Origin of the sequence: Tamlana crocina, assembly GCA_040429635.1 — a bacterium.
GTDB lineage: Bacteria > Bacteroidota > Bacteroidia > Flavobacteriales > Flavobacteriaceae > Flavisericum > Flavisericum crocinum.
The window spans coordinates 2,890,386-2,902,347 of sequence record CP158972.1 but is presented as its reverse complement, the minus strand read 5'-3'; the positions used below and the strand labels follow the sequence as shown (position 1 = coordinate 2,902,347).

Genomic DNA, 11,962 nt, shown 5'->3' with positions numbered 1-11,962 from the left:
CCCGTTATTAAAAGCCGATATAGCTCAGCTGGCTAGAGCAGCTGATTTGTAATCAGCAGGTCGTGGGTTCGAGTCCCTCTATCGGCTCTTTTAAAACTAAAAGGTAATCTAAGAAATTTGGATTGCCTTTTTTTATTAATCAGTTTTAAGGGACGAGAAGTTTATCCTGAGCTTAGTCGAAGGAAGTCCCTCTATCGGCTCTTCAAAAAAAATGCCTTTCAAATTTTGACAGGCATTTTTTTATCATCTTACGAAGTGAACAGAAGCTTATTTGTTCTCAGCCTCTTGTTCCTTAATTTCTTTGATAAACTTATCCAATTCCTTACCGTATTTTGAAGATTTCACTTTTGGTGTCAACGAATTATTAATCGTGTCGAGTAAACTCAAATTGGCGTTGTAAATTTCAGATAAAGCTAAATAGGGAGCCACTTCGCTGTCTTTGTGGTTTAGAGCAAAGTTTACGGTATACAAATATTTGCGCTTAGTAATACTGTTCGATGCTTTTTCAACAGAATCAATTTTTGCGCTGTCACCAGCTTTTTCTGCTTCAAAGGCCGCTTTTATCAAATCCAATCTTCGGTTGTTGATGGTTGAAAGCGTGTTGCGGTATTCCTCAAATACTTTTTGTTGTTCAGAGCCATTAATTTTAGCATCAAAAGCAAAGTTTTTAAGAGAGGTGTTTATTTCTGTGATTCCTTTATCGGCAAAAAAGGCAATCCTATCTTCAATGGCGCTGTTTTTGTCCAAATAAAGAAAAAACACTTCTGGGCTTTCTATAGTGGTTTGTAATTCAAAAGAAGCATTTCCGCTTACAACCATTGAATCGACAGTAACCAAGCTCGTATCCTGTGCCTTTTTAAGGTAAACCACGCCTTTTTTTAATCCTTTTATATGTCCTTTTACAATTAAGTTGTCTTCATTATTGCCGCAAGCAAGTACGCAAATGGCAATGCACAATGCCAAAATTTTTTTCATGAAATAGGTAGTTTTTTAACGAAGGCAAATATCTTATAATTATATTTTAAATGCTAATGGCTATGCATTATTTTAAAAATGTTAAAAAAAACACAAAAAATGTTTTAGACAACTTTTGGCACAAGTATTGCGTTGTTGTTGGCAGATGCACTCTTACAAAATAGTTTATTGAGTGGTTACTTTAAACTTAAAAGATTGTATTTCATATTTTGGTTGGTTAGTTAGTAAGAAAGCACCCGTTTTTGGGTGCTTTTTTTATGCCGTTTTTGTTCAGGTTTCACTAAAACCTAGGATAATTAAAAGTGTATTTCATCGATGAAAAGAATGTTTTTGTCATTAAATGTTAAAATTACATGTGTTTCATCGATTTAATATGTTTTTTGTCGTTTTAAAACTTGAAATAATTATATCTTTGGAGTGTACTAAATAACACACTTTTTAGTTCAATGGATTAATTAATTAATATTTGCATTATGTTGTTGATAAGGAGACCCCAAATCTAGCATCATAATATAGAAAGCAAATTGAAAGAGCCGGGTTTGAGGGAACCCGGTTTTTTTTATGCAATAATTCTAAAGGTTAAATTAATCCGCTTTCCCACTTCTTTTTTGGTTTTAGGTATTTGGTGTAGCCAGTGGTGCTGTGTTTCTCCCTTCATAAGTAATAAACTACCGTGTTCTAAATTAATTTTGGCTTTTTGTGTGTTATCTCTACGGTGTTTTAGATGGAATATCCTTTCGGCCCCAAAAGATATTGAGGCTATAACGGGGTTTTTGCCCAGTTCCTTTTCGTTATCGGCGTGCCATCCATTACTATCGCTTCCGTTACGGTACAAATTGGCCAAACAGCTGGTGAATGAAATGTCCAACTCCTTTTCAATAGAGTGCTTAATTTGAAGTAATTCTTGCGTAAAAGGAGTGGCCTTCATTTTAATATTACTGTAGCTGTAATTTTTGTTGTTATTGGCAAAGAAGGCTGTAAGTCTGGGTTGCGGATGGGTTTTCCCGAAAATAGTAATGTAGTCTTGCTGCCAGTCAATGGTTTCTAAAAGCGTTTTGAAAAAGTAGTCGGCTTCATTCATGTCGAAAAACCTTGGATAATACGCCACATCGGCATCCTTTAAATTCAAATTCGTTTCAGAAGCTAAACGCATTGTTTTTTATTTTCTAAATTAGCATAATTCAAATTGAAAATGAAATACGCAGTACGAATTGTTTTTCTGTTTTGGTCATTATGTTCCTTGGCCCAATTGCCTGAAGGTTTTGTTTATGTGAGTGATTCCATCCCAGATATGGAAGTGGAATTACGCTATTATGGCTCCAATAATTTTGTTGGAAAACCGATTGAAGGATACAAAGCCAACACATTAATTTTAACTGCTGAAGCCACAAAAGCACTCAAAAAGGTACACGAAGAATTATTAATGAATAATCTCTGTTTAAAGGTGTACGATGGTTACCGACCACAACATGCCGTAAACCATTTTATAAAATGGGCACGTGATTGGAAGGACACCATTAACAAGCAACAATTTTACCCTGATGTAAAAAAACGGAATTTATTCAAAGCTGGTTACATCGCATCTAGGTCTGGCCATAGCAAGGGCAGCACGGTCGATTTAACTATAATTGACGGCAACACCGGCAAAGAATTGGATATGGGCAGTCCGTTTGATTTTTTTGGAAAAGAATCGTGGGTAGCTTACGAGGGGTTGACCGAAAACCAAAAAGCCAATAGACAGTTACTGCAAAAGGTGATGCTGAAACACGGTTTTAGGAATTACCCAAAGGAGTGGTGGCACTTTACGTTGCGTTGGGAACCTTTTCCAAAAACTTATTTTGATTTTCCTATTGAATAGCGTTTCAGTATGCAGCCTCCAATGAGCGGCCTTCAGTCTTCAAGCTTCATGCTTTTTAATACCAACGCTTCTTTTTCTTTTTTGAAGCTGTACTTTTTCGGCCTTTTTTATGTTTGCTCCCTGTTTTTTTCGATTTGTGGATTATGGGCTTAGCCTTTGGGTCTAACGGATAAGGATGGTTTTGTTCAATTTCAATATCACGTTCAATAAGCTGTTGAATAGTTTTTACATAATTCTTTTCGTCTGCCGAGCAAAAAGAATAGGCGATACCTGATTTACCGGCACGGGCGGTACGGCCAATACGGTGCACGTAAGTTTCGGGGATATTGGGCAAATCAAAATTTATAACCGCATCCAAACCGTCAATATCAATGCCTCGGGCAGCCACATCGGTAGCGATTAAAATATTCACTTCTGCATTTTTAAAACGGTTTAGAGCGTCTTGCCTTGCCGACTGACTTTTATCGCCATGAATGCTGTCTACTTTATATCCATTTTTAATCAATGTTTTTTCTAGCTTGTCTACACCAAATTTGGTACGTCTAAAAATAATGATATTGCCTTTTATGGTATTCCTAAGCAAGTGCAAACACAATTCTATTTTATTTCGCTTTGGGACATAATAAAGCAGTTGCTCCACGTTTTTTGAGGTAGAGGCATTTTGTTCCACTTCAATACGTTCGGGGTTTTTCAGGATGGTATTCGCCAAAAACTCTACCTTGTGCGGTATCGTTGCCGAAAACAGCAAGATTTGTTTTTCTCTGGTACAGAGGCGCTCAATTTTTCTAACATCGTCAATAAAACCCATATCGAGCATGAGGTCGGCCTCATCCAAAACCAGTATTTCAACAAAGTCTAGGTTTACAATATCCTGTTTATGTAAATCGAGCAGACGACCCGGCGTGGCAATTAAAATATCGACGCCTTTTTTTAAAATGTCCTTTTGCGGTTCTATGGAAGCACCGCCAAAAACCACGGTGGTCCTTAAATTGGTGTACGTACTGTAGGTTTTAAAATTGTTTTCAATTTGTATGGCCAATTCGCGGGTTGGGCTCACAATTAGTGCCTTTATCTTTTTTCCGCCTTTTTCGCTATCCTGTTGGTTGAACAGTAATTGTAAAATTGGCAGGGCAAACGCGGCTGTTTTTCCGGTACCCGTTTGTGCAGAAACCACCAAGTCTTTTTGATTTAAAACCAGAGGAATGGTTTGTTCCTGAACTTTTGTGGGGTTATCGTAACCGGCTTCGGCGACAGCCCGTAATAGCGATTTGTTTAATTGAAGGTCTTTAAACGACATTTAAAATGATTTCCGGCAAAGGTACACCAATTTTAGGCACGGATGGGTTTTACTTTCATAGCGTTCCATTGGCCATCCACCGTAATTTGTTTAGTGGGTTTTAATCGATAGTCGCCCAAAAAGTCCCAATCATATTCTTCATGCAAACTCGAAATTTCGCCTTTGGTGGTTTCGTTCGGGTAAAATACCCAAATGGTAGAACCATCCATCAGCCTTGGGAATAAGGTGGGCATCTGGTCCATAAACTCTTCTTTGGTGTTAGAAAATACAATGGCACATTGTACACAAGAGGTGATGACCAAAGATTCATGATGCTCTATATCTTTAAATACGGGCGCAAAATTATCGGGTACATTTAAAATGTACAGGTCGCCGCACTTTTTTAGTTTTAATTTGTCTAGTAGTGTTCGCATAACCTAAAGATACAAAAAAAATGATTTTAAATTAACGAAATGATGTTTTTGCAACCTAAAACTATTAGCCTAAAAAGCGCATGAAATGTTGCCGTTTATATTCGGGAAGCGCATCGTTGTTAATAGCAAGTTTCAGAAGCTTTTGGTCTTTTTCTTTTGAAAAAATCAATTGGAAAAGTTGCGCGGTAGTTAGACTATTTTTGTTGTGTTCGATGCGTTCTAATTGGTCGCCCGATTTTACAAACCCCTCTTCTAAAACCCGAACGTAGGTGCCCGGGAAGCCGTGTGCAATAAACTGTTTTAAAACTTTTTGCGTACCGAATTTTACTCCGAATTTATAGCAGGGCTCTCGCGGTTGGGTTACTTGCACAACGGTATCTCCCACTTTGTAAATGTCGCCCACATAAATTTGCGATTCGTCCATACCATTTATAGTGAGGTTTTCGCCAAACATGCCCCAATTCCAATCGAGGTTGGGATAAAGGTTTTGCCAATAAGCATAGTGGTTTTCTGAGAACAGGTAACAGGCCTTGAACTCTCCGCCATGGTGTTTCCTATCGATTACCGTGTCGTGTTTTACGTCTGTTTTTCCTAAAAATATAGGTGCATCAGTGGGCATTTTGTAAATGCCCGTTTGCTCTTCTTTGCCATTCCAAACAATGGTGGTAGGTTTTGATATGTTGGTGGAGGTGATGTGCATTATTTTTTTTGAGAATATATTTTATAAGCAGTTAGCCATTGTTTTCTCTTCTATGTCCAGAACTGTTTTTTGCTCCAAATAGAAAAAAGATTGAGGAGGATAAAAATTCTCAAAATATTCAGTAGGGTCAATTCCTTTTTCAAATTTTTCCACTTTAGAAATTTTAATAGAAAACCCTGTTTTAGAATCTTGATAATAATTGAAAAAGTCATTTTTTTCGATTCCTCCAACATCACCAAATTCCCTCCAAAGTTTTGTTGGGGTGTTTTCAATTATTTCTTTAATAGTAAAAAAACCAATAATTTTTTTTTCTGGAGCAGAAGAATAAACAAAAATTTTGTCAACGGGTCTTTTAAAAATTTTCTTTCTGAACTCAACTTTTTTTGTCCCCGACATTATGGCTCGAGCATAAATTGGTTTAATTGATAATATAACGCTTGTCAAAGTATCCTTCATTGTTTAATTCGATATAATCTGTTTCTTTAAGCTCTGTTATTGTTTGAATTTTATTTTTGAAGCTGTCTATCTGTTTAATTTTTTGTAAGCTAATATTTTTTTTCAAATAAGCTATGAGTCTAAAGGTAATAACATGTAATTCTTTTTTTTCTTCTAGCCAATTTCTCAATTCAGTTTCGGTAAAAACAGTCTTTTTTCTTGCTATACTCCATAAATGATCAAAATCTTGGACGATTTCGAGGCTTTCTAAAACGCCAAATGGTTCAATTACTTGGTTGACCTTGGAAGAATAAAAAAATACTAAATCTCCTTTTTTGGGTTTTTGGTTTTTTGAATTAGAGATGTAGGCTTTTATAATGGTGTTTCCTTGGATTTCATTGATGCTATTTGGGGCTTTGTCAAATAAAGTTGGGGCTCTTAATTTGCCATCTTTGAATAATGTGCTGTAAAAACTTGGACGAATTGGAATCACATATTTTTTAATATTTGAGTTGTTTATGTAAAAAGGATGAGCTTTAATACTGTTTTCAGAGATTTTGATTTTTCCTTTGTCTAAACATTTAATCATCCTAAGTTCGTTTAAACCACGGCTGTTTATAAAATTGCTTTTGTAAAAGCCAAATGTTTCGAGTAGGTCTATCAGATGAACTTGTTTTTCATAAACAGTTAGATATAAATAATTGATTTTTCTATTGATACAGAGTTCAAACATTTTGTTCAAAAACAGCTCACCTAATTTAATGCCAAAGACAGTGTCATCAACTTTTAAAGTGCATATTTTTAAGACTTTATCAAATATATCAGGCAGTTGATGGTCTTCTACTTTTTCTATGTTATAAATTAATATTGCTCTTAAATCATCTTCTACCACTAAAGAATAGCATTTTCGATTCTCAATAGCACATTTTTGTAACCATTTATTGAATTCTATTGCTCCATAGTCGGCACTCAGACTATCAAAGAATGAGCTTGTAAATTTGTCTTCAATCTCTCTAATACTGTGCTCGCGAAGTATTGGGTGGGAAGGAATTATAAAAGTAAATTGTTCTTCAAGTAGCTTTAAAGCTTGTTTGATTGTCAAAACTTGGTTGTTACATTTTATCTTTTTTGCATTTTTGTGGATTCCAAAATCTTGTGTGACAAAAAAATCCACGAATCCTTTTTTTAATTGAAAGAGTTGCTTGTTGTCAATTTCGTCGTTTATTTTTTTGCTTTTCAAACTGGAGTTAAACTCCTTATCGGGGCTTAAATAATCTTTTAGTGGCTGATATTTTTTGAGTTTAGATATTATAATTTCTTTTCGTTGATTGTTTTTGTCCCTGCTTACATCAATGGGAATAGCTTTTGGGTGGTAGAGAACTTCGCAATTATTTGTAATAGCAATCCTGTAAAATTTTGCAAAATCTTCAGAAACCACCCTGTTGTCCTCTAGTTCTATCAGAATGTTTGTGTCTATTAATATTCTCAATTTTGCTATTTTATTAAAACTTTAATGAGGCAAAAAATTGCTCATCAATTTTTCAGGGTTAATTCACACGAAAATACCGAAATTTTTCACAAATTCAATATTACGCCATAAAAAAGCCACTTCGATTAAAAGTGGCTTGTAGTTTGTTTTTTTGGTGATTAAGGCTAGTTAACGGCCAAGAGCTCGATATCAAAAATTAATACCGAACCGCCGGGAATGCCATTGTAATAAAAACTGCCGTAACCCAAATGGGCGGGCACTAATAGCATGCCGCTGCCGCCTTCGTTAAAATAGGTGATGCCTTCGGTCCAACCCGGGATAACTTGTTGTAAATTAAAGGTAGCGCCTTCTGCATCGCTTTGGTCGAATACAGTGCCATTAAGAAAATAGCCTTTGTAAGCTACGGTAACGTTACTGTTGGCAGTTGGCTGCTCGCCTTCGCCTTGCTCGTCTATAACATAATAGAGTCCCGAATCGGTACGGATGGCGGTCAATTCGTTCTCTGAAATGTAGGCTTGTATTTCGGCTTCGTTTTGTTCTCTGTAATCTACCGGAGCTCTCTCGTCGTCGTTGGTGCACGCTGTTAAAATGAATAAACTTAAGGCTAAGGTTAAAAGGTGTTTCATATAATTTTTGTGTAAAGTTTAAGATTTATTGATTTCTTCAAATTTGGTATTGGCGTCGGTTTTTAACAAACCTTATAGCTAATATTTACAAGCCTAATCTACTTTTTTAAAACGCAAGATTTCATCTCCCGAGGCATTGTATAAATATAGCGTTAATTGCTCGTGTTTGTAGCTTGCGGTTTGCGAAATAGCTTGGTTAAATTGGTCTGGAATGGTCATGTCTGGACACATTTTTCTGGTAGAGGCCAATGTACCAAATTTGAGCATTTCATCATTTAAATCGGTAATTTTTCCTGAGAAATTATTGCAGCCGTCCTTACCGAAAGCTTGCATTTTAGATAGATTGATTTCTAAAGTTGGAACGTTGTCGGTTGCAATGGCTGTGCCGTTAATATGGGTAGCGGCCCAAATATCGTTTAGCAATGTTTTTTTGTCTTGCTTTTTCTCAATGACTTCAACCAATTCGTATTTAATGGACGAGGCATCGGCAGGCACGTCGGCGGCATCGAGTTGGGTTTCTTTTACTTTTATTTTTTGAAGGTATCCGGTTTCGAAACTAAAGCCTTCAATGGGGGCATAAAACAAAGTCCAGGTGGCGTTGGTTACATCATCGCCGTTATAAACTTGCAAGCACTGGGCTTTTCCGGCACCGGCATCGCATTCCGTTTTTAAACTGTTTACCCAGTATGTGGTTGTTTTGATATCATCTTCAGAGTTGCACGATACGCTTAAAATAGCTGTTAATATTAATGCGGGTAATGCTTTGATAAATGTCATAAGTGTGATTTTGAGTTTACAATTTTAAGATACAGTATTAAGCTGATGGTTGCGTTAAAGGAATCATAAAAAGCGGGTTTGAGCATAAAAAAACCACTCTTTTGGGAGTGGTTTTGATTTTTATCTAAATACTATTTAGATTGCATTATGAGATTCCCTCTTTCGAGGGAATTTTTACTTTATCATTTCGTAGCTGCGTTTTATGAAATTTGTCAATTCCTCACCTTTTAGCAAGCCTTGCGAAAGTCTGGCCAAATCTAAACTTTGGGTAATTAAACGCTCTTGCTTCTTTTTGGTTTTGGTATTTAAAATTTCACTCACCAATTCGTGGTTGGTATTCACCACCAAGTTGAACATTTCTGGCATATTGCCCATGCCAAACATACCGCCACCACCGGTTTGCTGCATCTCTTTCATACGGCGCATAAACTCAGGTTGGGTGATAATAAACGGGTTGGCATTGCTATCCATCGCTTCTAATTGTACCATGAATTTTTCAGAAGGTACAACTTCCTTCAGTAATTCTTCTAAAGTTTTCTTTTGCTCGTCGTCCAGTTTCGAAACGGTGTTTTCGTCCTTTTTGATGAGGTTGTCAATGTGGTCGCCATCTACACGTGCAAAGGAAATATTTTCTTTGGTACCTTCAAGTTTTTGGATAAGGTGCGAAACAATAGGCGAATCTAACAACAGCACTTCGTAGTTTTTAGCTTTGGCAGCCTCGATGTAGCTGTGCTGTGCATCTTTATCTGAAGCATAAAGAATTACCAATTTATCGTCCTTATCGGTTTGGTTCGCCTTTATTTTGTTGTAAAGCTCTTCGTAAGTATAGTATTTGCCATCAACGGTAGGGTAAAGGGCAAAGGCTTCGGCTTTTTCAAAGAATTTTTCTTCGGAAAGCATACCGTACTCAATCACGATTTTAATATCGTCCCATTTCTTTTCGAAATCCTCACGGTTGTTATTGAAAAGTGACTTTAACTTATCGGCTACTTTACGGGTAATGTAAGATGAAATCTTTTTCACCGCGCCATCGGCCTGTAAGTACGAACGCGAAACGTTTAATGGGATGTCTGGCGAATCGATAACACCACGTAACATAGTTAAGAATTCAGGAACAATGCCTTCAACATTATCGGTTACGAATACTTGGTTTTGGTATAGCTGAATTTTATCCTTTTGGATCTGCATGTCGTTGCTCAGCTTTGGGAAATACAAAATACCCGTTAAGTTGAAAGGGTAATCTACATTTAAGTGAATGTGGAACAACGGCTCTTCAAACTGCATCGGGTACAACTCACGATAGAAGTTGTTATAGTCTTCCTCTTTTAAATCGGTAGGCTGCTTGGTCCACGCCGGGTTTGGGTTGTTTATAATGTCGTCAACCGTAATTTTTCTGTGTGGCTCCTTGGTTTCCTTGCCGTCTTTATCGGTAATGGTTGCAGGCTCGTGCTCAGGGTCGTTTATTTCCTTAGTTCCGAATTTAATAGGAATAGGCATAAACTTGTTGTACTTATTCAACAACTCACGGATGCGACCTTCTTCCAAAAATTCAGTAGAATCTTCAGCGATGTGAAGAATGATTTCGGTACCTCTTTCTGTTTTTTCTGCAGGTTCTAAAGTGAATTCTGGCGAACCATCACAGGTCCAGTGTGCAGCAGGTTCATCCTTGAATGATTTGGTGATGATTTCAACCTTTTCGGCCACCATAAACGCTGAATAGAATCCTAAACCGAAGTGCCCAATAATTCCGGAATCTTTAGCAGAATCTTTATATTTATCTAAAAACTCTTCAGCTCCAGAAAATGCCACTTGGTTGATGTATTTCTCAACTTCGTCGGCAGTCATTCCTAAACCTTGGTCTATAATATGAAGTTTTTTGCCTTCTTTATCGATTTTAATTTCAATCTGCGGATTGCCGTACTCTACCTTTGCTTCGCCAACATTGGTAAGGTGCTTTAGTTTTAAAGTGGCATCTGTGGCGTTACTCACTAGCTCACGTAGAAATATTTCGTGGTCGCTGTACAAGAATTTTTTAATGAGAGGGAAGATGTTCTCAACCGATACATTAATGTTTCCTTTTGTCATGATAAATAATTTATTTGTCATTCCCCCGAAAGAGGAACCAGATTAATTTTCGTTTTAATATACGTTAAATCACTTGGCAACAAAAATGCCAATACAGCGGAAGTGACAAAGTGACACATGAATTTAATTTTATTGTAAAAACGACATCTGGATTTTTAAATTTTGTATAATCCGTTGATAATTTTGTATTTTGGTTAAACAAAAACGAAGGCATATGTACAATTCTAAAATAATAGGTTTAGGGAAATACGTACCAGATAATGTGGTGACCAATCAGGAATTATCTAAAATGATGGACACCAATGATGAATGGATTCAGGAGCGTACCGGTATACAGGAACGCCGTTGGATAAAGGAGGGTAGTGACGATACTTCGGCTGTAATGGGTGCGAAAGCTGCCAAAATAGCTATTGAACGTTCGGGCTTAACTAAAGACGACATTGATTTTATAGTGTTTGCTACCTTGAGCCCCGATTATTATTTTCCGGGTTGTGGAGTACAAGTGCAGGATATTTTGGAGATGCCAACCATTGGGGCGCTCGATGTGCGCAACCAATGCTCGGGGTTTGTGTATGCCATTTCGGTGGCCGATCAGTTTATAAAAACGGGCATGTACAAAAATGTTTTGGTGATTGGCGCAGAATACCACAGTAACGGATTGGATAAAACCACACGTGGCCGAAGTGTATCGGTTATTTTTGGTGATGGGGCAGGGGCGTGCGTACTCTCCAGAGAGGAAGATAACACCAAAGGGATTTTATCGACTCACCTACACAGTGAAGGGAAACATGCCGAAAAGTTGATGGTAAAGGGGCCTAGTATAGCGCATTGGGTCCCCGAAATTTTAGAGAACCCAGAAGATACTTCTTATTTTCCATATATGGATGGCACTTTCGTTTTTAAGCATGCTGTAGTGCGATTCAGCGAAGTGATAATGGAAGGCTTGAAGAAAAACGGATTGCAAAAAGAGGATATCGATATGCTTATTCCGCATCAGGCCAATTTAAGGATTGCACAATTTATACAACAAAAATTTGGACTGAAGGACGACCAAGTGTTCAACAATATTATGAAATATGGAAATACTACAGCTGCTTCCGTTATCATTGCACTTACCGAAGCTTGGGAAGAAGGCAAAATAAAAGCCGGCGACCACGTGGTATTAGCGGCCTTTGGTAGTGGTTTTACTTGGGGCAGTGCGATAATAAAGTGGAGTTAAAAGCACTATTTCTTTAATCATAAAACAGAAAACCCGAAACGAAAGTCTCGGGTTTTCTCAGCTATTAATCAACTTCAACTAACACTAA

Annotated in this window: 12 protein-coding genes and 1 tRNA gene; 3 read left to right on the top strand and 10 right to left on the bottom strand. The window is 37.2% G+C overall.

Going from position 1 to position 11,962, the window contains the following annotated elements:
• Positions 1-13: 13 nt before the first annotated feature.
• Positions 14-87 (top strand) — tRNA-Thr (locus ABI125_12700).
• 180 nt (positions 88-267) lie between these two features.
• Here the strand turns inward: ABI125_12700 and ABI125_12695 are convergent.
• A complete protein-coding gene (locus ABI125_12695) occupies positions 268-975 on the bottom strand; it encodes a DUF4369 domain-containing protein (protein ID XCF05578.1) in 708 nt (235 codons plus the stop codon).
• 559 nt (positions 976-1,534) lie between these two features.
• Entirely contained in the window at positions 1,535-2,128 is a 594-nt protein-coding gene (locus tag ABI125_12690; protein ID XCF05577.1) for an alpha-ketoglutarate-dependent dioxygenase AlkB, read from the bottom strand.
• Positions 2,129-2,167: 39 nt separating this feature from the next.
• Between ABI125_12690 and ABI125_12685 the strand changes: the two genes are divergently transcribed.
• Positions 2,168-2,833, top strand: a complete 666-nt coding sequence (locus ABI125_12685) for a M15 family metallopeptidase (GenBank protein XCF05576.1) — start codon at positions 2,168-2,170, stop codon at positions 2,831-2,833.
• 55 nt (positions 2,834-2,888) lie between these two features.
• Here ABI125_12685 and ABI125_12680 read toward each other — a convergent pair whose 3' ends face one another.
• The 8 genes from ABI125_12680 to htpG form a co-directional block, all read right to left on the bottom strand.
• A complete protein-coding gene (locus tag ABI125_12680; protein XCF05575.1) occupies positions 2,889-4,130 on the bottom strand; it encodes a DEAD/DEAH box helicase in 1,242 nt (413 codons plus the stop codon).
• A gap of 32 nt (positions 4,131-4,162) precedes the next feature.
• Positions 4,163-4,543, bottom strand: coding sequence for a hypothetical protein (locus ABI125_12675; GenBank protein ID XCF05574.1), 381 nt, complete (start codon positions 4,541-4,543; stop codon positions 4,163-4,165).
• 64 nt (positions 4,544-4,607) lie between these two features.
• Complete coding sequence (locus ABI125_12670) at positions 4,608-5,243, bottom strand: MOSC domain-containing protein (GenBank protein XCF05573.1); 636 nt, start codon at positions 5,241-5,243, stop codon at positions 4,608-4,610.
• A 21-nt stretch (positions 5,244-5,264) separates the two neighbouring features.
• On the bottom strand, positions 5,265-5,699 hold the full coding sequence (locus ABI125_12665) for a hypothetical protein (GenBank protein ID XCF05572.1): 435 nt from the start codon (positions 5,697-5,699) through the stop codon (positions 5,265-5,267).
• Positions 5,662-7,167 (bottom strand): hypothetical protein, encoded by a 1,506-nt coding sequence (locus tag ABI125_12660; GenBank protein XCF05571.1) that lies wholly within the window; start codon positions 7,165-7,167, stop codon positions 5,662-5,664. The genes ABI125_12665 and ABI125_12660 overlap by 38 nt, the downstream gene beginning before the upstream one ends.
• 164 nt (positions 7,168-7,331) lie before the next feature.
• Complete coding sequence (locus ABI125_12655; GenBank protein ID XCF05570.1) at positions 7,332-7,793, bottom strand: FKBP-type peptidyl-prolyl cis-trans isomerase; 462 nt, start codon at positions 7,791-7,793, stop codon at positions 7,332-7,334.
• Positions 7,794-7,886: 93 nt separating this feature from the next.
• Positions 7,887-8,570, bottom strand: a complete 684-nt coding sequence (locus ABI125_12650) for a DUF4377 domain-containing protein (GenBank protein XCF05569.1) — start codon at positions 8,568-8,570, stop codon at positions 7,887-7,889.
• 174 nt (positions 8,571-8,744) lie between these two features.
• On the bottom strand, positions 8,745-10,655 hold the full coding sequence (gene htpG / locus ABI125_12645; protein ID XCF05568.1) for a molecular chaperone HtpG: 1,911 nt from the start codon (positions 10,653-10,655) through the stop codon (positions 8,745-8,747).
• A 214-nt stretch (positions 10,656-10,869) separates the two neighbouring features.
• On the opposite strand from htpG, the gene ABI125_12640 reads away from it, so the two are divergent.
• On the top strand, positions 10,870-11,874 hold the full coding sequence (locus ABI125_12640) for a beta-ketoacyl-ACP synthase III (GenBank protein ID XCF05567.1): 1,005 nt from the start codon (positions 10,870-10,872) through the stop codon (positions 11,872-11,874).
• The last annotated feature ends 88 nt before the right edge of the window (positions 11,875-11,962 follow it).